24 protein-coding genes are annotated in these 20,854 nt (G+C 62.7%); 11 read left to right on the forward strand and 13 right to left on the reverse strand.

The features are described from left to right. Positions 1-86: 86 nt before the first annotated feature. Complete coding sequence (locus AC0IYS_RS21900) at positions 87-899, forward strand: hypothetical protein (RefSeq protein ID WP_471707157.1); 813 nt, start codon at positions 87-89, stop codon at positions 897-899. 38 nt (positions 900-937) lie between these two features. Here the strand turns inward: AC0IYS_RS21900 and AC0IYS_RS21905 are convergent, their stop codons facing one another. The 4 genes from AC0IYS_RS21905 to AC0IYS_RS21920 all read right to left on the reverse strand — a co-directional run bounded on the left by AC0IYS_RS21905 (position 938) and on the right by AC0IYS_RS21920 (position 5,239). Then, on the reverse strand, positions 938-1,873 hold the full coding sequence (locus AC0IYS_RS21905) for a sugar kinase (protein ID WP_471707158.1): 936 nt from the start codon (positions 1,871-1,873) through the stop codon (positions 938-940). 8 nt (positions 1,874-1,881) lie between these two features. Next, positions 1,882-3,429, reverse strand: a complete 1,548-nt coding sequence (locus AC0IYS_RS21910; RefSeq protein WP_471707159.1) for a 2-isopropylmalate synthase — start codon at positions 3,427-3,429, stop codon at positions 1,882-1,884. 71 nt (positions 3,430-3,500) lie between these two features. After that, entirely contained in the window at positions 3,501-4,373 is an 873-nt protein-coding gene (pssA, locus tag AC0IYS_RS21915; protein ID WP_471707160.1) for a CDP-diacylglycerol--serine O-phosphatidyltransferase, read from the reverse strand. Between the two features lie 104 nt (positions 4,374-4,477). After that, a complete protein-coding gene (locus tag AC0IYS_RS21920) occupies positions 4,478-5,239 on the reverse strand; it encodes an SIMPL domain-containing protein (protein WP_471707161.1) in 762 nt (253 codons plus the stop codon). 188 nt (positions 5,240-5,427) lie between these two features. Between AC0IYS_RS21920 and AC0IYS_RS21925 the strand changes: the two genes are divergently transcribed. From AC0IYS_RS21925 to AC0IYS_RS21940, 4 genes are all read left to right on the forward strand, one after another. Continuing rightward, entirely contained in the window at positions 5,428-6,321 is an 894-nt protein-coding gene (locus AC0IYS_RS21925; protein WP_471707162.1) for a prolipoprotein diacylglyceryl transferase, read from the forward strand. A 15-nt stretch (positions 6,322-6,336) separates the two neighbouring features. Next, complete coding sequence (locus AC0IYS_RS21930; protein WP_471707163.1) at positions 6,337-6,852, forward strand: YcxB family protein; 516 nt, start codon at positions 6,337-6,339, stop codon at positions 6,850-6,852. A 2-nt stretch (positions 6,853-6,854) separates the two neighbouring features. Next, positions 6,855-7,112 carry a hypothetical protein gene (locus AC0IYS_RS21935; RefSeq protein ID WP_471707164.1) on the forward strand — a complete coding sequence of 86 codons (258 nt, stop codon included), beginning with the start codon at positions 6,855-6,857 and terminating at the stop codon, positions 7,110-7,112. Between the two features lie 209 nt (positions 7,113-7,321). After that, positions 7,322-7,540, forward strand: coding sequence for a hypothetical protein (locus tag AC0IYS_RS21940; RefSeq protein ID WP_471707165.1), 219 nt, complete (start codon positions 7,322-7,324; stop codon positions 7,538-7,540). A 77-nt stretch (positions 7,541-7,617) separates the two neighbouring features. On the opposite strand, the gene AC0IYS_RS21945 is transcribed toward AC0IYS_RS21940, so the two are convergent. The 4 genes from AC0IYS_RS21945 to AC0IYS_RS21960 form a co-directional block, all read right to left on the reverse strand. Next, positions 7,618-8,313, reverse strand: a complete 696-nt coding sequence (locus AC0IYS_RS21945; RefSeq protein ID WP_471707166.1) for a PEP-CTERM sorting domain-containing protein — start codon at positions 8,311-8,313, stop codon at positions 7,618-7,620. 214 nt (positions 8,314-8,527) lie between these two features. Further along, complete coding sequence (gene ilvC, locus AC0IYS_RS21950) at positions 8,528-9,544, reverse strand: ketol-acid reductoisomerase (RefSeq protein WP_471707167.1); 1,017 nt, start codon at positions 9,542-9,544, stop codon at positions 8,528-8,530. Between the two features lie 55 nt (positions 9,545-9,599). After that, positions 9,600-10,091 (reverse strand): acetolactate synthase small subunit, encoded by a 492-nt coding sequence (gene ilvN / locus AC0IYS_RS21955; protein WP_090314507.1) that lies wholly within the window; start codon positions 10,089-10,091, stop codon positions 9,600-9,602. A 1-nt stretch (position 10,092) separates the two neighbouring features. Beyond that, positions 10,093-11,844, reverse strand: a complete 1,752-nt coding sequence (locus tag AC0IYS_RS21960) for an acetolactate synthase 3 catalytic subunit (protein WP_471707168.1) — start codon at positions 11,842-11,844, stop codon at positions 10,093-10,095. Between the two features lie 549 nt (positions 11,845-12,393). On the opposite strand from AC0IYS_RS21960, the gene AC0IYS_RS21965 reads away from it, so the two are divergent. From AC0IYS_RS21965 to AC0IYS_RS21990, 6 genes are all read left to right on the forward strand, one after another. Next, on the forward strand, positions 12,394-12,963 hold the full coding sequence (locus AC0IYS_RS21965; protein WP_090314509.1) for an RNA polymerase sigma factor: 570 nt from the start codon (positions 12,394-12,396) through the stop codon (positions 12,961-12,963). After that, a complete protein-coding gene (locus tag AC0IYS_RS21970; RefSeq protein WP_471707169.1) occupies positions 12,960-13,367 on the forward strand; it encodes a DUF3619 family protein in 408 nt (135 codons plus the stop codon). The genes AC0IYS_RS21965 and AC0IYS_RS21970 overlap by 4 nt, the downstream gene beginning before the upstream one ends. Positions 13,368-13,369: 2 nt before the next feature. After that, the gene (locus AC0IYS_RS21975; protein ID WP_471707170.1) at positions 13,370-14,152 is read left to right on the forward strand and encodes a DUF3106 domain-containing protein; all 783 of its coding nucleotides are present in this window, start codon (positions 13,370-13,372) and stop codon (positions 14,150-14,152) included. Further along, positions 14,142-14,660 (forward strand): RDD family protein, encoded by a 519-nt coding sequence (locus tag AC0IYS_RS21980; protein ID WP_471707171.1) that lies wholly within the window; start codon positions 14,142-14,144, stop codon positions 14,658-14,660. Before AC0IYS_RS21975 ends, AC0IYS_RS21980 begins: the two co-directional genes overlap by 11 nt. A 50-nt stretch (positions 14,661-14,710) precedes the next feature. Continuing rightward, positions 14,711-16,855: a prolyl oligopeptidase family serine peptidase gene (locus tag AC0IYS_RS21985; RefSeq protein WP_471707172.1), complete on the forward strand. Its 2,145-nt coding sequence runs from the start codon at positions 14,711-14,713 to the stop codon at positions 16,853-16,855. Positions 16,856-17,043: 188 nt separating this feature from the next. Further along, positions 17,044-17,589, forward strand: coding sequence for a DUF2721 domain-containing protein (locus AC0IYS_RS21990; RefSeq protein WP_471707173.1), 546 nt, complete (start codon positions 17,044-17,046; stop codon positions 17,587-17,589). A 27-nt stretch (positions 17,590-17,616) separates the two neighbouring features. On the opposite strand, the gene AC0IYS_RS21995 is transcribed toward AC0IYS_RS21990, so the two are convergent. From AC0IYS_RS21995 to fdx, 5 genes are read right to left on the reverse strand one after another with little or no spacing between them, the layout of a single operon-like run. Next, positions 17,617-18,360 carry an rRNA pseudouridine synthase gene (locus AC0IYS_RS21995; protein ID WP_471707174.1) on the reverse strand — a complete coding sequence of 248 codons (744 nt, stop codon included), beginning with the start codon at positions 18,358-18,360 and terminating at the stop codon, positions 17,617-17,619. Beyond that, positions 18,357-19,379 (reverse strand): low-specificity L-threonine aldolase, encoded by a 1,023-nt coding sequence (ltaE, locus tag AC0IYS_RS22000; RefSeq protein WP_471707175.1) that lies wholly within the window; start codon positions 19,377-19,379, stop codon positions 18,357-18,359. Before ltaE ends, AC0IYS_RS21995 begins: the two co-directional genes overlap by 4 nt. Positions 19,380-19,403: 24 nt before the next feature. Continuing rightward, positions 19,404-20,315, reverse strand: coding sequence for a class I SAM-dependent methyltransferase (locus tag AC0IYS_RS22005; RefSeq protein ID WP_471707176.1), 912 nt, complete (start codon positions 20,313-20,315; stop codon positions 19,404-19,406). Next, entirely contained in the window at positions 20,302-20,496 is a 195-nt protein-coding gene (gene iscX, locus AC0IYS_RS22010) for a Fe-S cluster assembly protein IscX (RefSeq protein WP_471707177.1), read from the reverse strand. Before iscX ends, AC0IYS_RS22005 begins: the two co-directional genes overlap by 14 nt. 1 nt (position 20,497) lies before the next feature. After that, the gene (gene fdx, locus AC0IYS_RS22015) at positions 20,498-20,839 is read right to left on the reverse strand and encodes an ISC system 2Fe-2S type ferredoxin (protein ID WP_471707178.1); all 342 of its coding nucleotides are present in this window, start codon (positions 20,837-20,839) and stop codon (positions 20,498-20,500) included. Between the last annotated feature and the right edge of the window lie 15 nt (positions 20,840-20,854).

Genomic DNA, 20,854 nt, shown 5'->3' on the forward strand with positions numbered 1-20,854 from the left:
GCACCAAAGAAGTGCGCCGACGTGAAATGTTTCCCGCGGTTGCTATGATTTCTCCATATCAAAACGCAACCCACTTCGGAGAATTCATGTCTTTACGTACGCCTTCCGCACGCCACGCAATCTATGCAGCCACGCTTATCGCGCTGAGCACAGCCACCGCGATGGCCTGGGCGGAACCATCACCGGCGCTGGACCGCGCCAGCCTTTCCGTCGGCGCCTTCTACACCGAACCGCGCATCAAGGTCGAAGGCGACACCAACTATGGCCGCATCGACACCGGCACCTACAAATCCGATAACGTGACTTTGCCGCGCGCCAAAGCGAGCGTGCTGATCGGCGATTCGCACGGTTTCGACTTCGATTACTACCGCTACGACAAAGAGTACAACCCCAGCCTCACCGGCAGCACCAACATCAACGGTTTGCCGCTGACGGGCAACGGTAAGCTCAATGCCAAGCTGAAGCTGGACCTGGCCAATGTCGCTTATAAGTGGTGGCTGGGCAGCGGCGCGGACGTGTTTGGCGTGGGCGTGGGCGCGGCCTACTATCGCGCGCGCATCGATGGCACCGCGAATGGGGTGTTGAACGGCATTAGCGGCAATGCGCGCTATTCGGAGAATGAAAGCGCTTATGCGCCGCTGGTGGAACTGGGCTGGCGCCATCAGTTCTCGCCGCAGGTGCGCATGTATGCGGATGCCAACGGGATCAAGAAGAATAGCGGCAATATCCAGGGCCATATTTATGGCGGCGCCGTCGGCGTGGAATGGTATGTGACGCCGATGGTGGGCGTGGTGGCCGAGTACAGCGCATCGAAGATCAGCCTGCGCCGCGAACGCGACGATCTGGCGGTGAATATTCGTTTGAACGGACCGGCGGCCTACCTCAAGGTGCGTTTCTAAGTCAGCCCGGCCAGGCGGCATTGCCGCTGGCCGGCATTTTATGCCAGCGCCGCGCGTACTTGCGCGGCGCTCGGTATCGGCGCCACTGCGCCATGTCCCTGCGTTGAAAGCGCGGCGCTGACGTTGGCGTACCTTACCGCGTCGCCCAGCGCATCCCCAGCCGCCAGGCGCGCCAGCAGGCTGCCATCGAAACAATCCCCCGCCCCCGTCGCATCCACCGCCTGCACCGGATAGCCTTCGGCCAATCGCGGCGCTTCGCCCTCTTCCGCATACCACGCGCCCTTCGGGCCCGTCTTCAACACCACCGACCGCGCACCCTGCGCGCGGCACCACGCGAACATCGTCTCCACATCGTCGGTGCCGGCCAGCGCCACCGCCTCGTCCAGGCTGGGCATGAACAGATCGGTCATGCCGATGGTCGCGCCCATGACGGCGCGCGCACGCGCCAAAGGCCACAGCGACAGACGCAGATTCGGATCGAAGCTCACTTTTACACCCGCGCGGCGCGCAATGTCGATCGCGGCGAACACCGTGTCGCAGGCGCCGGCCGATATCGCCTGCGAGATGCCCGACACATGCAGCCAGCGCGCCGATTCGATCAGGCTCAAATCCATCGTGCGCGCCTGCATGCGGCTGGCCGCCGAGCCGGCGCGCAGATAGCTGAACGCGTGGCCATCGGGACCGTGGGTAACGAAATACAGGCCGGTGGGCGCATCGGCGTCGCGCGCGACGGCGCTGATATCGACGCCCTCGGCACGCCACAAGTCGAGCAGCATCCCGCCAAATGCATCTTCACCGACGCGTGTCAGATACGCGGTGCGCGCGCCCTGCCGGCTGGCGGCAATCACCGCGTTCGACGTGTCGCCGCCAAAGCCCTGGCGGTAGTTTGGCTCACCTTGGGTGGCCTGGTTGAATTCCACCATGGCCTCGCCCAGCGCAACGATGTCAAAACGCTTTTCAAAATCTTTTGCCACTCAAAACCTCATGGTTGCGGGTTGACACGCTCGATCTTCGAGTGCAGTTTGTTCAGTGCCGACAGGTAGGCCTTGGCCGAGGCGACGATGATGTCCGGATCGGCGCCGACGCCGTTGACGATGCGGCCCTCCTTCGACAGCCGCATCGTCACCTCGCCCTGCGACTGGGTGCCGGTGCTGATGGCGTTGACCGAGAACAGCACCAGCTCGGCGCCGCTGCCGACCTCCGATTCGATGGCGTTGACGGTGGCGTCCACCGGGCCGTCGCCCTTGCCTTCGGAGGTGTGCTCTTCGCCGTCGATGAAGAACACCACTTTGGCGCTCGGCGTCTGGCCGGTGTTCGATTGCTGCGACAGCGACGAGAATCGATAGAACTCGCGTTCCTGCGACTGCTGCCCGTCCGAGACCAGCGCCAAAATATCCTCGTCGAAGATGTCGGACTTGCGGTCGGCCAGTTCCTTGAAGCGGATGAAGGCGGCGTTGACCTCCGCCTCCGATTCCAGGTCGATGCCCAGCTCCTGCAAGCGCTGCTTGAAGGCGTTGCGGCCGGACAGCTTGCCCAGCACGATCTTGGTGGCGGCCCAGCCGACATCCTCGGCGCGCATGATCTCGTAGGTCTCGCGCGACTTGAGCATGCCGTCCTGGTGGATGCCCGAGGCGTGCGCGAAGGCGTTGGCGCCCACCACGGCCTTGTTGGGCTGCACCGCGAAGCCGGTGATCTGCGACACCATCTTCGACGCCGCCACGATCTGCGTGGTGTCGATGCCGCATTCCAGGTTGTAGTAGCCGCCGCGCGTGCGCAGCGCCATCACCACCTCCTCCAGCGCGGTGTTGCCGGCGCGCTCACCAAGGCCGTTGATGGTGCATTCGATCTGGCGCGCGCCGCCGATCATCACGCCGGCCAGCGAATTGGCCACCGCCAGTCCCAGGTCGTTGTGGCAGTGGACCGACCACACGGCCTTGTCCGAGTTGGGGATGCGCTCGCGCAGGCGGCGAATGGTCTCGCCGAAGATCTCCGGCACCGCGTAGCCGACGGTGTCGGGGAAGTTGATCGTCGTCGCGCCTTCTGCGATCACGCCCTCCAGCACGCGGCACAGGAAGTCCTCGTCCGAGCGGCTGCCGTCCTCCGGGCTGAATTCGATATCGTCGGTGTGCTGGCGGGCGAAGCGCACCGCGTTCCTGGCCTGCTCCAGCACCTGGTCGGGCAGCATGCGCAGCTTCATCTCCATATGCAGATTGGAGGTGGCGATAAAGGTGTGGATGCGTTTGCGTTCGGCCGGCGCCAGCGCCTCGGCGGCGCGGGCGATATCGCGGTCGTTGGCGCGCGAGAGCGAGCAGATGGTCGATTCGCGCACCACCGAGGCAATCGCCTTGATGGATTCGAAGTCGCCCTGCGAGGCGGCGGCGAAGCCGGCTTCGATGACATCCACCCGCAGGCGTTCGAGCTGCTTGGCGATGCGGACCTTTTCGTCCCTGGTCATCGAGGCGCCGGGCGATTGCTCGCCGTCGCGCAGGGTGGTGTCGAAGATGATCAGGCGGTTGGATGAGTTGTTCATAGTAGCTCCGTTGCTGTGGCTGCGTTGCTTGAAAATGCCCAGGGCCTACCGCCCGTGTGTTGAAGTCCCGGTTAGCGACGCTCGCTCGGGTCGTCGCTGTCGATCTCGATCTGGATCAGGCTCACCGGCTTGCCCTTCGCAAGCCGCCACACCAGCACCGCGTAGCCGGACAGGCCATACGCGATAAAGATCGGGAACAGCACCTTCGGCGGGTCGATCGACACCAGCGCAAACACCAGCGCGATCAGGAACACGGCGATGAACGGCACCGACTTGCGGAAGTTGACGTCCTTGAAGCTGTAGAACGGCACATTGGTCACCATCGACAGGCCGGCGAAGAGGGCAACGCCCCACGAGATCCAGTCCAGTTCCAGGCCGGAGACCTCCTGGTCGACCATCAGCAGGATGAAGCCGGCCACCAGCCCAGCGGCCGACGGCGACGGCAGCCCCTGGAAGAAGCGCTTGTCGACGACCTCGATATTGGTATTGAAGCGGGCCAGGCGCAGCGCGGCGCCGGCGCAGTAGACGAAGGCGGCGATCCAGCCCAGCTTGCCGAGGCCGCGCAGCGACCATTCGTAGATCACCAGCGCCGGCGCGGCGCCGAAGGACACCATGTCCGACAGGCTGTCGTACTGGGCGCCGAATTCGCTTTGGGTGTTGGTCAGGCGCGCCACGCGGCCGTCCAGGCCGTCGAGCACCATGGCGATGAAAATCGCCCAGGCCGAATGTTCGAACTTCTGGTTCATCGCCATGACGATGGCGTAGAAGCCGCAGAACAGCGCGGCGGTGGTGAAGGCGTTCGGCAGCAGGTAAATTCCCCGGTGACGCGGCTTGTCGAGGCCATCGCCCTTGGCGCGGCGCGCAAAACGGCTGAAGCGCGACGTCTTGGGCAGTTTGGCTTGGGCGGCGACGTTTTTAGCGCGGCGGCGGGGAAAATTCGGCATAGGGTTCCATTCTCATTATGTGGTCTTGCTGCGCCATCATTATAGAGGAGCCGACAATAAAAAAGGGGGATGGCGCCCCATCCCCCTATTCTGCACAACTTTGCTTATTTGAAGCGCACTTTGCCGACGAGATGCATCTGCAAGGTGGTTTCTCCCGGCTCGAAACTCGGTTCGGCGACGTCGACGCTGTCAGCCATCTTGGCGCGCATCATCATCGGCGCCGGCGCAGAGGCGCGTTCCTGCGCGTAATTGCCCGAGCCTTCGAAGTCGACCGTGTCGAGCACGGCGTCGCCGACCTTGCGGCCCATGGCGTTGGCGATCGAGTTGATGCGCTCGTTCAGGTTTTTATAGGTGGCGGCGATGCGCTCGTCGTCCAGTTTTTTGGTCGTTTCCGGCGTCAGGCCGAACTGCAGGCCGTTCAGGGTCAGCACCTTCTGGGCGGCGGCCACGGTTTTCGGCAGCTTGTCGAGGTTGGTGGTGGTCACTTCCAGGTACTGGCCCACGCGCCACGCGGTCGGCACGCGCTGCTTCGGCATCTGGCCGTTCGGCAGCGGACGGTCTTCCGGATACACGGGATAGGTGTAGTAGCCCTGGGTTTTAAGCTTGGCTTGCGGATCGGCCGCCTTGACGATGTCGAGGCCCTGCTTCATCTTCTGGTTGACGCGCGAGGCGGCGGCGGCCTTGTCCTTGTCCTGCTCTTCGATCGCCAGGGTGGCAATGACTTGATCGTTGGCGTGTTTGACTTCGCCGTAGGCGGGCACCACCACCAGCGTGCCGGTGGTCGGCAGCGAATCGGCCGGCGCGGCGTGGGCGGCGAGCGCGAAGGAGACGGCAGCGGCTGCGGCGAGATTTTTCATTACGGTCATTGCGGACTCCAAAGTTGAGATTACGACAAGGCGAACTTTACCCGAATTTAACCGGGGCACATGTAAGACATGGTGAGTGTTTGTAACATTTCTGGTGGGCCATAAAGTTATGCTAGAGTGATTGACTGTGCATGAATGACATCTCGACAAGATTAATTCGGGAATCAACGCGAAGTTGAAGGACTCTAATGTCATATCCATTTTTGGGCGATGTGGTCAAGGACTTGACCGGCTACGACATCCCGCTGCCGCTTGCGACGTTCGGGCTGTTCGTCGCGCTCGGCGCCTTGGTGGCTGGAGCGTGCTTCCACGCCGAACTGGCACGCCTGTACCGTTCAGGCAAGATCCGCGCGGCATGGGTTCGGGGAGCCGAGGTGCCGCCGCAACAAGTGGTCAGCGACTTCATGGTGGTGGTGATGATCGCCGGCGTGGTCGGTGCGCGCCTGTTCCACATCCTTGAACACACGGGCCAGTTCATGGCCGATCCGCTGAGCATGATCTTCACGCGCTCGGGACTGAGTATTTTCGGCGGGCTGATTGTCGGCACCCTGGCCGGCATGGTTTGCGTGCGGCGCTGGCGCCTGCCGGTGCGCCCGCTGCTCGATGCGGCGGCGCCGGCCATGATGATCGGCTATGCGGTCGGGCGCATCGGCTGTCAGGTGTCGGGCGACGGCGACTGGGGCACGGTGGCCAATATGGCGCTCAAGCCGGACTGGCTGCCGACGTGGTTCTGGGCGCAAACCTACGACAACAACATCTTCGGCCAAGTGATCGCCGCACCCGGTGTGTATCCGGCGCCGATCTACGAGACGGCGATGGCGGCGGTGTGCTTCGTGGTGCTGTGGGCGCTGCGCCGGCACCCGTTCCGCACCGGTTGGCTGTTTTCGGTGTACCTGATACTGGCCGGCGTGGAGCGCCTCCTGATCGAACAGATCCGCGTCAATCCCGTGTTCGATGTGCTTGGCATGAGGGCCACGCAGGCGGAGATGATCGCCGTCGTGTTGATCGTGCTGGGACTGGTCGGCGCGGTACTGCTGGGCCAGCGGCAAGGTGCCGATGACAAGCTGCTCAATCCAAGCTGAGAGAGGACAACTGACATGTGGTTCAGCCACCCCAAGCCTTTCATCCGCAGAGCGGTCGCCATGCAGATGGCCGAACAGAAAAAGCTGCCACCGCCGGACACGACGACGATCACGATCGAGCATGAGGATATGTCCATCCCTGAGCTAACGCGCCAGGCCGGCACGGCAGCCGATAGCGCCGTGCCGATCCGCCTTAGCGTCACGCTGCAGTTGCGGGAATATCTTGATTTCCGGTGGGCGAGCAACCGGTCGGGCAAAAAAAGGATGCGCCTGCCCGATACGGTGGCCGGCGCGCTGTGGTACTACCTGCGCGTGCGCAATGCGGCCGCGAGCGCGATTGATATCGACGAGCAGCAGATCACACGAAGCGGCGCCGGCGACACCTCGGTCTGGAGCTGGCGCGACGTGCGCGAGGTTCGCCCCAACCCCACCGGCTATCTGGTGCGGCTGGCCGACACCTCGATGCCCATCCCCTACCGCCTGTTGAGCGCCGATCAGCGCGCCCGCTTCAGGGCGATGATCCGGAGGTAGCCATGGCGCTTGATTTCATCGGCGAAGTACTGGTGCGGATAGGCATCGAAGCGTTCGCCTACGGCACCGGCCGGGTCGTCATTCCGGTGCTGTCATTGGGCAAGGCGCGCGTCGACAAGTGGAACGCGCGGAGATACATCACAACGTTCGAATGGTGGTGGCGCGAAGACGGGCAAGTGGTGTTCAGCGGCGAAACCGCCGCATTCATCGGGGTGCTGTTTTGGATCGCTCTCATCGTCGCTGTCAGTGTAATTTTCTGAAGAGCGCCAAATCGACGCGGACTCAAGCCACAGCCTTCTTCGATTCAGTTCCAGTGACACCGATCAATGCCTGCTGTCGGTGCCGGACCGAAAATTACACATCCGCGGCGTCTGCCCCGATTTGCTGACGTCGCTTGAAGTTTACGCCTCATCTTCCTACACTAACCTTATGCTGATCACGTTCGATCCAGTCAGTATGAGGAAAGCCAATGAACGCGAAATATCCCGTATCGCACCCTCCCTTGGGCTCTGATCTGGCCGGCGTCGACGCCCACGAGATCCAGCCTGAGGAGTATGAGGAAATTCCCGAGTTGACCGAAGAAATGCTGGCCATCGCTGTTATCAGGAAACCAGTTAGCGGTTCGTCGCCCGTCTACGTCAACGCGCCTATGCCTCACAAAGAACCAAATAACGATGATCCGGTTTAATTCCGCAGAATCATCTTGCGTTGCGATGCAAAAAGCCGGCGCGCGCCGGCTTTTTGCACAAGGAAGACGCTGCCCAATTACCGCTTGGCGCCGATGGCGCGCTTGCGCCCCGCCAGCCCCAGCAAGCCCAACCCGAGGCCGAACATGGCATAGGTGGACGGCTCCGGCACGGCCGACACCGCCGTGTTGAAGGTGATGTTATCAACCCCCACCCAATCTTCAAAGGAGCCATTGTTGATGACAACGCTTGTGATCGGCGTGGCGCTGTTGAAGCTGAGCGTGAACTGGCCCGTATCGACCGTGCTGCTCGCCGTGCCCAGCAAGGTCGAGCCGTTGTAGGCGTAGATGGCGACATGTTCCGGGAAATAAACGCCGGCGAAGTCTACGCTGAATGACGTCACACCCTGGCTAAAGTTAGCGGCAAAACTGGGGTCGCCGTTTTCAAAATACCAACCGAAATAGCTGTGCAAGACGTTACCGCTGACCAGCGGCGGGGCACCCACACCGCCAACGTCGAAGCCGTCGGACGATACGATCGTCATGTCCGTGTTGGTGGCCCAGTTGCCGGAGGGTCCGCCGGGACCCGAGAACGCATTGGGGGCGAAGGTCACGCCGTAGGCGGCATATTGATTGCCCAGCGTTTCGCCTTCGGCCAGCCCGCCGATCGGATCGTCGGCGTCGAACGTGATACGTACAGGGTCGGCGGAGGCGGTGGCGGACAGCAGGCACAGCGCGACGGTGGCGGCCAGCGTTGAATATTTAAACTTTGTCATCGTTACTCCATCATCAGGTGGATAAAGCGGGCGGCTTCCGACGCGGAAAGCCACGCGCGCACGACGAGAGAAAATTTCAAATCTCGCAACTAATTATAAAAATACTATTAACCAAAAGTCCACTGAAATCGCTGCGGCGCAGCAAAAAAGCGTCGCCGGGTCGCGAATGCAAAAAAGCCGGCTCGCGCCGGCTTTTTCATGACGAATATAAAGCTTAGTTCTTCGACTGGTCGACCATCTTGTTCTTGGCGATCCAAGGCATCATCGCGCGCAGTTTCGCGCCGACTTCTTCGATCGGATGCTCGGCGGTCAGGCGGCGACGGGAGATCAGGGTCGGTGCGCCGGCCTTGTTTTCCAGGATGAAGGACTTGGCGTATTCGCCGGTCTGGATATCCTTCAGGCACTGGCGCATCGCGTCCTTGGTGGCCGACGTCACAACCTTCGGACCGGTCACGTACTCGCCGTATTCGGCGTTGTTCGAGATCGAGTAGTTCATGTTGGCGATGCCGCCTTCATAGATCAGGTCGACGATCAGTTTCAGCTCGTGCAGGCACTCGAAGTACGCCATTTCCGGAGCATAACCAGCTTCGGTCAGGGTTTCGAAACCGGCTTTGATCAGCTCGACGGCGCCGCCGCACAGAACCGCTTGTTCGCCGAACAGGTCGGTCTCGGTTTCTTCGCGGAAGTTGGTTTCGATGATGCCGGCGCGGCCGCCGCCGTTTGCCGAGGCGTACGACAGGGCGATGTCACGGGCGATGCCGGACTTGTCCTGGTAGACGGCGACCAGGTGCGGCACGCCGCCACCCTGGGTGTAGGTGGCGCGCACGGTGTGGCCCGGGGCCTTCGGTGCGACCATGATCACGTCCAGGTCGGCGCGTGGCACGACTTGGCCGTAGTGCACGTTGAAGCCGTGGGCGAAAGCCAGCACGGCGCCTTGCTTGGCGTGCGGGGCGACGTTTTCGTTGTAGACCTGGGCGATGTTCTCGTCCGGCAGCAAGATCATGATGACGTCGGCGGCCTTGATGGCGTCGTTCACTTCGGCGACCTTCAGACCGGCCTTTTCAACCTTGTTCCACGAGGCGCCGCCCTTGCGCAGGCCGACGGTGACGTTCACGCCCGAATCGCTCAGGTTCTGTGCGTGCGCGTGGCCCTGCGAGCCGTAGCCGATGATGGCAACGTTTTTGCCCTTGATCAGGGAGATGTCGGCGTCTTTGTCGTAGAAAACTTTCATGATAATTCCTTAATATTTTTGATGTGGGGTGCGATACGGTTTTGGAGTCGTACCATTAAACTTTGAGGATGCGTTCGCCGCGTCCGATGCCGGAACCGCCGGTGCGTACCGTCTCCAGGATGGAGGCGCGGTCGATCGAATCGATGAACGCGTCGAGCTTGCTCTTGGCGCCAGTCAGTTCGATCGTGTAGGTCTTCTCGGTGACGTCGATGATGCGACCGCGGAAGATGTCCGCCGTCCGTTTCATCTCTTCCCGTTCCTTGCCGACCGCGCGCACCTTGATGAGCATGAGTTCGCGTTCGATGTGCTGACCCTCGGTCAGGTCCACCACCTTCACCACCTCGATCAGGCGGTTCAGGTGCTTGGTGATCTGCTCGATGATGTCGTCCGAGCCGCTGGTGACGATGGTCATGCGCGACAGGGTCGGATCTTCGGTCGGGGCCACGGTCAACGTTTCGATGTTGTAGCCGCGCGCCGAGAACAGCCCGACGACGCGGGACAGCGCACCGGCTTCGTTTTCCAGCAATACAGAGATAATGTGTCGCATGTTATAAGTCCTCCGAACCCAGCAGCATTTCAGAGAGCCCCTTGCCCGCTTTGACCATCGGCCAGACGTTTTCCGATTGATCGGTAATGAAGTTCATGAACACCAGCTTGTCCTTCATGCCGAAGGCGTCGCGCAGCGCGCCGTCGACGTCGCCCGGTTTTTCGATGCGCATGCCGACGTGGCCGTAGGCCTCGGCCAGCTTCTCGAAGTTCGGCAGCGAATCCATATAGGACTCGGAGTAGCGCGAACCGTAGTCGATCTGCTGCCACTGGCGCACCATGCCCAGGAAGCGGTTGTTCAACATGATGATCTTCGGCGTCAGATGGTATTGCTTGCAGGTGGCGAGCTCCTGGATGCACATCTGGATCGAGCCTTCGCCGGTGATGCAGGCGACGGTGGCGTCCGGGTTGGCCATCTGCACGCCCATGGCGTACGGCAGGCCCACGCCCATCGTGCCCAGGCCGCCCGAGTTGACCCAGCGCTTGGGCTTGTCGAACGGATAGTACTGCGCGGCCCACATCTGGTGCTGGCCGACGTCGGAAGTGATGAAGGCGTCGCCCTTGGTCACTTCCCACACCTTCTGCACCACCGATTGCGGCTTGATGACCAGGTCCGAGGTGGCGAACTTCAGGCAGTCCTTGCCGCGCCACTCGTTGATCTGCTTCCACCAGTCCTTGACGGCGGGCGCGTTCGGCTTGGCGTCGGTCGCGTCGAGCTGCGCCAGGAATTCGATCAGCACGTCCTTGACGTTGCCGACGATCGGGATGTCGACTTTCACGCGCTTGGAGATCGACGATGGATCGATGTCCACGTGGATGATCTTGCGCGGATGCGAGGCGAAGTGCTTCGGGTTGCCGATCACGCGGTCGTCGAAGCGGGCGCCGATGGCGATCAGGACGTCGCAGTGCTGCATCGCCATGTTCGCTTCGTAGGTGCCGTGCATGCCGGGCATGCCGACGAAGTGCTCGCTCGACGCTTTATACGCGCCCAGCCCCATCAGGGTGTTGGTGACCGGGAAGCCGAGCTTGTCGACCAGCTTGTTGAGCTCGGGCGAAGCGTTGGCCAGGATCACGCCGCCGCCGGTGTAGATCATCGGACGTTCAGCTTGCAACAGCAGTTGGACGGCCTTGCGGATCTGGCCCGAGTGGCCCTTGTCGACCGGTTTGTACGAACGCATCTCGACCTCTTTCGGGTACGAGTACGTCGTCTTGTGCATCGAGATATCCTTCGGGATGTCGACCAGCACGGGGCCTGGACGGCCGGTGCGGGCGATGAAGAAGGCTTTCTTGACGGTTTCCGCCAAATCCTTGACGTCTTTGACGAGGAAATTGTGCTTGACCACGGGACGCGTAATGCCGACCGTGTCGCATTCCTGAAAGGCATCCTGGCCGATGGCGTGGCTAGGCACCTGGCCCGAGATCACGACCATGGGAATGGAATCCATGTAAGCGGTGGAAAGGCCGGTGACGGCATTGGTGACGCCCGGACCGGACGTGACCAGCGCGACGCCTACCTTGTTCGAACTGCGCGAGTACGCGTCGGCGGCGTGGACCGCGGCCTGCTCGTGACGCACCAGCACGTGTTGGAATTTGTCTTGCTTGAAGATGGCGTCGTAGATATACAGGACGGCTCCGCCGGGATAGCCGAAGACGTGTTCCACGCCCTCTTCCGCCAGGCAGCGCACGAGTATTTCCGCGCCGGTGAGTTGGCCGTTTTGGCCACCAGATTGTTGTGACGATGCTTCGGTGTTCATGAAACATTCCTTTCAAGGTCCATTGGAGATTGATCGGATGCTCTTCCCTCGCGAAGTATGCCTGCCCCTACAGCTTTGCCCAGCTTCCCTTTGTCATGCGGTCACACCAGCCTCTTCCGCCAACCGTAGTGGCGTGCAAAGCGGTGCTCAGCGCAAATATCGTTCTGCCGGATCCTTCTGTAGCGGTTGTGCGTACCTCTCGCGCTTGTGGCACGGGTTAGAGCAAACTGCCTACATATGAAAGCGCGTCGTGTCGATGGCGGCGTTGTGTGCCTGCTGCGACAAGACCATAAAGCTTCGGGGTGTTCAAAGCGTCCCATACGGTACACCTAGCGCACCGGTTTGAGCAAGGACAAATTGGATAAACAGCGGTAAAAAGCTTGTTGGCGGTGCAAAAATCCGGTGTTTTGACGTAAAACGGTGCAAGGAATGCCGATTTTTGCTAGCATGCGCTCAGTTCGCAAATCGCCGCCAGCTAGCCATACCAACAACAATCAGCAGCAATTATGCGCCTATCGCCGGTGATCCCGGCAGTACCTCACCCAACGCATGGCCACAGACAAAGAATTATCCGACTTTCTCGAAAACGTCGAGCGGCGCGCCTTCAAACAAGCCGTCTACGCGGTACGCAAGGACGAATCGGCCCTGGACATCGTGCAGGACGCGATGATCAAGCTCGCCGAGAAATACGGCGACAAGCCGGCCGCCGAGCTGCCGATGCTGTTCCAGCGCATCCTGCAGACCACCATCCTCGATTACTTCCGCCGCGAAAAGGTGCGCAACACGTGGGTCAGCCTGTTTTCGGGCATGGCGCCGTCGGGAGAAGGCGGGGATGACTTTGATATACTGGAATCGTATGCCGCCGAGGAAGGCACCGAGGCCTCGGAATCGAGCGCCGACAAGGTCGAACGCCAGCAAATGCTCGCCCTCATCGATGCGGAAGTACAAAAGCTTCCGGCACGTCAACGAGAAGCCTTCCTTATGCGTTATTGGCAGGATATGGACGTGGCTGAAACAGCCGAAGCAATGGGATGTTCCGAAGGGAGCGTGAAGACGCATTGCTCACGCGCAACGCACACTCTCGCCGAGTCGCTCAAAGCCAAGGGAATTAAACTATGAATACCGATGAACTGAACTTCGCCTACAAGGTACGTCACGCGCTCAACGAGCGGCTGGACGATTTGCCCGCGTCGACTACCGACCGGCTGGCGCAGGCGCGCAAGCTGGCGCTGGCCCGCAAAAAAGCCCACGTCGAGGTGCCGATGAGCGTGCGCGTCGCCAGGACCGAGATGGCCACCTCCGGCGGCTTCCTGTCCCGCGGCTTCGGCTGGCTGGGCCGCATGGGGGTTGCCGTGCCGATGCTGGTGCTGGTCGCCGGCCTGGCCGGCATCTACCAATACGAGCAACAGCAACGCATCGCCGATCTGGCCGAGCTCGATGCTGCCGTCCTGTCCGATGAATTGCCGCTGTCCGCCTACCTGGACCACGGTTTTAACGCGTATCTGACCCAGAGCGAGCAATAAGCATGGCATTGAGCGGTCGGGCAAAATGGGGCGTCGCTGCGGCGGCGGTGGTAGCGGTAGCAGCGGCCGGGGCGATATGGATGGGCAACCAGTCCGGTACGCCCGTGCTTGCTGCCGGCCCCCTGACCGTGAGCAATGGCGAGATCCCGCCTGAGAAAATCCAGTGGAAAGACCTGACGCCGGCGCAACAGCAGGCGCTCGAGCCGCTGGCCGGCGAGTGGGACGCGATGGAACCCATCCGCAAGCAAAAGTGGCTGGGCATCGGCAAGCGCTACGCGTCGATGAAGCCGGACGAACAGTTGCGCGTGCAGGAACGCATGCGCGAGTGGGTCCGGATGACGCCGGAGGAGCGCCGCCAGGTGCGCCAGAATTTCGCCCGCGCGCAAAAACTCGATCCGTCGCAAAAATCGACCCAGTGGGAATCCTACCAGCAGCTGTCCGAGGAAGAGAAAAAAGCGCTGGCAGCCAAGTCGCCAAGCAAAAAACAGCTGGCCAACCTGCCGACCCCTTCGCAAAGCAAGATGAAACTTCCGGCACCGATCAAGCCGGGCGCGCCGGTCACCGGCACGGCAGCCGCCGCCGGCGCGACCGCCCCGGCGGCGACGGCGCATCCTCCCTGGGTCGATCCGGCCACCGGCGGTCCGTTGCCGAACGCCTCGAACATCGCGCCGGTGATCTCCGCGCCCGCCCCTGCCGCGGCGCCGGCGTCCGTGCCGACCGCGCCGGCCGCAGCGGCCGCACCAGTGACCGCGCCGCCGGCGCCGGCCGCCGACAATGCAAAGTAGCCCGTCGCCGACCATCAAGCGCCGCTTGATTTCGATGGTCTACGAATGCCTGCTGGGATTCGCGGTGCTGTTCCTCCCCTTCCTGATTTTTGAGATGATCACCGGCGCCAGCCACGCGCCGCTGGTCGAACACATGCGCCAGGCGCTGGCTTTCCTGGTGCTGGGCGTGTATTTCGTCCACCAGTGGAGCCGTGACGGCCAGACCCTGGCGATGAAGACCTGGCGCCTCAAGCTGGTCCGTCCCGGCCATGCGCACGTCCCGCCGAAAACCGCCGCCGTGCGGTATCTGCTCAGCTGGATGTGGGTGCTGCCGGCGCTGGCCGTCAGCCTGGCGCTGGACCTGCACCGCTGGCAGGCGCTGGGCGCGGTCGGCGCCGGCATTTTGCTGTGGTCGCTTACCGCGTTTTTCGACAAGGACCGCCAATTCCTGCACGACAAACTGAGCGGCACCCGGCTGGTGCAACTGCCGCCGCCGGAAAAGAAAAAGAAGACCGCGCCGGCGGTATAATTGTCGCAATCTTCTGTGGCAGAATGAGCGTTCCGCCACTAGGAGATAAGATGACCAAGTTAGTCCGCCTGATGTACGGGGCCGCCCTTGCCCTGACCGCTAGCGCCGCCCTGGCGCAAAAGCCCGTTCCACCCGCCCCCGTCGCCAAGGTCGTGCCGGTCACCGACACCTACTTCGGCGAGGCCATCGTCGACCGCTACCGGTGGATGGAGAACGACAAGGACCCGGACTGGCTGCCCTTCCTGAAACAACAGAACGCCCACGCACGCGGCGTGCTCGACGCGCTGCCCAAGCGCGATGTGCTGCTCAAACGTATCCAGCAATTGTCGGGCGACGTGGCCGCGCCGGCGCAAGTGCAGAAGGCCGGCGACAGCATCTTCTACCAGCAGCGCCCGGCCGGCGCCAACAACTTCAAGCTGTTCGTGCGCGATGCCCAGGGCAAGGAGCGCGTGCTGGTCGATCCGACCAAGCTCGACACCAAGTCCAGCCACTATTCGCTCGACTGGTGGCAGCCGTCGCCCGATGGCAGCAAACTGGTCTATGGCGTGTCCAAGGATGGCAGCGAGGATTCGGTACTGCAGATCATGGACGTGCGCACCGGCGCGATCTTGAAAGAACGCATCGCCGACACGCAAGGCGCCAATCCGAACTGGCTCGACGACAGCTCCGGCTTCTTCTACAACCAGCTGACCGGCAAGGTCAACACGCCGGAGCGCTATCTGGACGCGCGCGTACGCTTCCATAAGCTGGGCGCCAATCCGGCCAAGGATCCAATCCTGATGCAGCGCGGCCGCGACCCGGCCGTCCAGTACGACAAGATCCAGGCGCCATACATCGCCACGGCCCCGCACTCCAGGTACGCTGTGCTGTTGCTGATGGACGTGCGTCCGGAGCATCGCATTTATGTCGCACCGGTCGCCGACGTCCTCAAGGGCAAGGCCAAGTGGACCAAGGTCACCGATTTCGACGACGAAGTGACCGGCGTCGAGCTGCACGGCGACGACCTGTACCTGCTGTCGACCAAGGGCCATCCGCGCGGAAGGCTGCTGAAAACCTCGGCCAAGGCGCCATCGCTGGCGACGGCGACCGAGGCGGTGGCCGAGTCGACGCTGGTGCTCGAAGGCACCGCCCGCGCGCAGGACGGCTTGTACATCCGCTCGATGGACGGCGGCAATAGCCGCCTGCAGCGCCTCGGCAACGACGGCAAGCTGACCGACATCGCCCTGCCCTTCGACGGCACGCTGCGTTCGATCGAAGCGAGCGCCGACGCGCCGGGCGCCTTGACGATCCTGTCGGGCTGGCTCGAACCGGCCGGCATCTGGGCCGTGGGCGCGGACGGCACGCTGGCCGACACCGGCATCACCCCCAAGCCGGCGATCGACGTCAGCGCCTACACGACCGAGCGCCGCTACGCCAAGGCCAAGGACGGCACGCAGATCCCCTACAGCCTGATCTACAAAAAGGGGCTGAAGATGGACGGCAAGAATCCAACCTTCATCTCGGCCTACGGCAGCTACGGCGCGGCCGCGTACACGCCGTCGTTCGCCGGTCGCGCGCTGGCGCTGGCCGACCAGGGCGCCATCATCGGCTACGCCAACGTGCGCGGCGGCGGCGAATTCGGCCGCGAATGGCACCGCGCCGGCAAGCTGGAAAACAAGCCGAACACGTGGCGCGACCTGATCGCCGTCAGCGAGGACCTGGTGGCCAACAAGTACACGGCGCCGGCGCACCTGGCCATCGGCGGCCGCTCGGCCGGCGGCATCCCGATGGGCCGCGCGATGGAGGAGCGTCCGGACCTGTTCGCGGCGGTGGTGTCGGGCGTGGGCTGGCACAACCCGTTGCGCTACGTGGCCGAGCAGAACGGCTACGCAGAAGAACCGGAATGGGGCGCGATCTCGGACCCGGCCGGCTTCAAGGCGCTCAAGAGCATCGACAGCTACCAGCAAGTGGTCGACGGCACCAAGTATCCGGCGGTACTGCTGACGACCGGCGTGACCGATCCGCGCGTGGCGCCGTTCCATCCGGCCAAGATGGCGGCGCGGCTGCAAGCGGCCACCGCCAGCGGCAAGCCGGTGCTGCTGCGCGTCGACTTCGACGCCGGCCACGGCATGGGCTCGACGCGCGCCCAGCAGGATGCCGAGTCGGCCGATACCTACGCCTTCATCTTGGCACACACCGCCGCAAGCCAGCCCTAAGCGCAGCAAATAGCGCAGCCGTATGCGCGCAGGCTCGCTCCCAGTGGGAGCGAGCTGACATGGCGCTACGAGCCCGTCCTATAGCCACCTCCCCCACGCTGCGTTTTAATGCTTGAACGCGCGTGCGGCGGGAGGAACGGCCTGTCGCACGCATTGACCCACAACAATTGCGACATTGAGGTGACACCGTGGATTTTGAACTGAAGGAAGTTATGGAGGCGGTCGGACCATCGGCCGCGTTGGCGTTTGCCGCCTGGTTGTTCCTGCAACTGCTACAGCAGCGCTACTCGGCGGCCTATACACGCTACCGCGAGCTGGTCAATTCATTCCGCACCGGACTGGAAGGCAAGCGGCGTGAGATCGTCAAGGAGGAAATCGAGATTTACCGGAAGCGCGTGTTTTATATGATGCACTCGGCGAACATCGGTACCGTGGCAGCCATGCTGTTGCTGGCGGCGCTGGTATGTAGCGGCCTGAACGCCGTCTTCAAGCTCGACTGGCTCAAATTTATCGGCGCGCCCTGCATCATCGTAGGCCTGTTATTGGTGATCCCGGCGGCGGCGCTCATCATCGTGGAGAACCTGATGATACGGCGGCCGATCGAGGCCGAACTGGCCGATCTGGAAGAGTTCAACGGACAACCCGAAGCTGGCCCGGCGCATGGAGGCGCCGAGCGGCGCGCGCGGCCGCGCCCAGACACCGGCCAGCATCAGCCGGCGCCGCACGGCGCCTGAGCGGCACCGTTCGTGCGCAACGTACGGCTAGAAGCGCTCGTGGTCCTGCAGGTAGCGCCACTCGCCTAGCGGCAGGCTGCTCATCGCGATGCGGCCGACGCGGATGCGCTTCATCGACACCACCCCCAGGCCAACCAGTTTGCACACATGTTCAATCTGGCCGGGCTTGGGATTCTTCACCGCGAAGCGCAGACGGTTCTCGTTCTGCCAGCTCACCTTGTTCGGCGCCAGCGGCTTGCCGTTGAATGGCAGCCCGTGATTGAGCAGCGCCAGACCATTTTCCATGATGTTACCGGTGACTTCGACGATGATCTCCTGCTCGATCTTCGCCTGCTCGTCCACCAGCTTGCGGCTGACGCGGAAGTCCTGCGTGAACACCAGCAGGCCGCTGGCCTTGGTCTCCAAAGGGGTGGTCAACGTCAGGTTGACCAGATGGCGCTTGAGGAAGCGCTGGCCGGGCGCGGAGCGCGTCAGCGACTCGGCGTTCAGCAGGTGCATGGCCGGCGAACCGTCCTTGCCCACGCCGCCGTTGGCGCCGGCCGGTTTGTGCAGCAGGATGGTGACCGGGACGATCTCCAGCAAGGTGGCGTCGGGTGCCAGTTCGATCTTCTGCTCCAGGGTCACGCGCGCGCCGGCCTCCTCCACCAACAGGCCGTCGACGCTGACGTAGCCGCCTTCGATATAAAGTTCGGCCTCGCGGCGCGAGCAGGGAAGGATCTCGGCGAGGCGCTTGGCCAGGCGAAGGCTGTTATCTGTGGTGCTGTCGGTCATCCGAAAAAATCCCCAAAAACGGTAATGGCGCGATCGATATCGTCGCGCGACGCATCCATGTGCGTGACGATGCGCAGGCGCGGCGACATCGACACGCGGATGCGGGTCAGTTGCAATACGTCGTTCAAGCCGCGACAGGCGTCGGCCGGGAGTTCGACGTAGAAGATGTTGGTCTGCGGCGCGCTGACCTGGATGCCTTTGAGCTTAGCCAGCTCGCCGGCGAAATAGGCGGCGTTATCGTGGTCCTCGGCCAGGCGCGCGAGGTTGTGCTCCAGCGCATACAAGCCGCCGGCGGCGATCATGCCGGCCTGGCGCATGCCGCCGCCCAGCATCTTGCGCCAGCGCGTGGCTTCCTTGATCAGCGGCTTGCTGCCGCACAGGATGGAACCGACCGGCGCGCCCAGCCCCTTGGACAGGCACACCGAGACCGAATCGAACCCCGCCACAGCCGCGCGCGGGCTCACACCCAGCCTGACCGCCGCGTTGCAGATGCGCGCGCCGTCCATGTGCGTGGCCAGGCCGCGTTCATGCGCCAGCGTGGTCGCCTGCTTCAGGTAGTCGAGCGGCAGCACGCGGCCGCCGATGGTGTTCTCCAGCGCCAGCAGCTTGGTGCGGGCGAAGTGGATGTCGTCGGGTTTGATGTAGGCCGCGATGTCGGCCAGCGCCAGGCTGCCGTCGGCCTGGTTGATGATCGGCTGCGGCTGGATACTGCCCAACACCGCCGCGCCGCCGCCCTCATATTTGTAGGTATGCGCTTCCTGCCCGACCAGGTATTCGTCGCCGCGACCGCAATGGGCCAGCAACGCCAGCAGATTGCTCTGCGTGCCGGAGGGCGCGAACAGCGCCGCCTCGTAGCCGAACAAGTCGGCGGCATATTCCTGCAGGCGGTTGACGGTGGGGTCGTCGCCGTAGACGTCGTCGCCGACATCGGCCGCATGCATCGCCGCACGCATCGCCGCGCTGGGGCGGGTGACGGTGTCGCTGCGAAGATCCAACCAATTTTCTTTCAGATCACTCATCGTTCCGCCACCCTTTCGTTTGTTTTATTGTGTTTCCAGCTGCTCGGTGAAGAAGCGGTTGCCCATTTCTTGTAGTCCGACCGTTTCAAGCACTTCGCGCAAGCGCTCGGAGGGGCGCTGGCGCGGCAGGTTTTTGTAGGTGGCGATGATCAGCTCATTTTTCATCGAGTGCTCCCAGCCCACCAACTCGGTCACGTTGACCTGGTAGCCATGCGCCTCCAGTTGCAGGCAGCGCAGCACATTGGTGATCTGGCTGCCGAATTCGCGCGTGTGGATCGGATGGCGCCAGATCTCGGTCAGCGCCGACTTGCCCAGCGACTGGCCCTTGTTCTTCTTCAGCACCGACGCGACCTCCGCCTGGCAGCAAGGCACCAGCACCATGTACTTGGCCCTCTTCTTCAACGCGAACTGGATGGCGTCGTCCGTGGCCGTGTTGCAGGCGTGGAGCGCGGTGACGATGTCGATCCGGTCCGGCAGCAGCTTGGACTCGGTCGATTCGGCCACCGACAGCGGCAGGAACGACATGCCCGGGAAGTTGAACTGCCTGGCCAGCTCCTGCGAGCGTGACACCAGTTCCTCGCGCGTTTCGATACCGTAGATATGCGAGTTGTCGTTCAGCGCCTTGAAGAACAGGTCGTAGATGATGAAACCGAGGTAGGACTTGCCGGCGCCGTGGTCGACCAGCGACACGTCGCCCTTCTCGGCCAGCACTTCCTTCAGCAGCGGCTCGATGAACTGGTACAGGTGATAGACCTGTTTGAGCTTGCGGCGGCTGTCCTGGTTCATCTTGCCGTCGCGCGTCAGGATGTGCAGTTCCTGCAGCAGCGCGACGGTCTGGCCGTCGCGGATTTCCGGCATGTTGTCGGCGCCGGTGACGATGGCGCCAATTTTGGCCGGCGCGGCCTTGGCTGGCTTACTTTGATTATTGGGCTTCATCGATCCACGCCTGCTGTACCGCCTCGAGCACTTTTTCACCGCCGCGCGTTTGGTCGTCGTCGAACTCTTCGAGTTGAACGATCCAGTTGTGCAGATCGGTGAAGCGGATACTCAGCGGATCGATGTCCGGGTGCTTATCGTAGAGCGCTTCCGCGATCGCGGTGATGTCCGTCCACTTCATATCAGTGTCCGCCTTCGCTGGCGTGGTTGATGGTGTATTTCGGGATTTCGACGACCAGGTCTTCCTGCGCCACGACGGCCTGGCACGACAGGCGCGATACGGCCTCCAGGCCCCAGGCCTTGTCCAGCAGGTCTTCCTCGGTTTCGCTGGCTTCGCTCAGCGAATTGAAGCCTTCGCGCACCAGCACGTGGCAGGTGGTGCAGGCGCAGGACTTCTCGCACGCGTGCTCGATGTGGATATCATTTTCCAGCATGATGTCGCACAGGGTTTTACCGACTTCGGCTTCGACGACGGCGCCGTCCGGGCACAGTTTTGCGTGGGGCAGGAATACGATTTGTGGCACTTGATACCTCTGTTC

The sequence above is a fragment of the Duganella sp. AC237 genome (genome assembly GCF_979254035.1).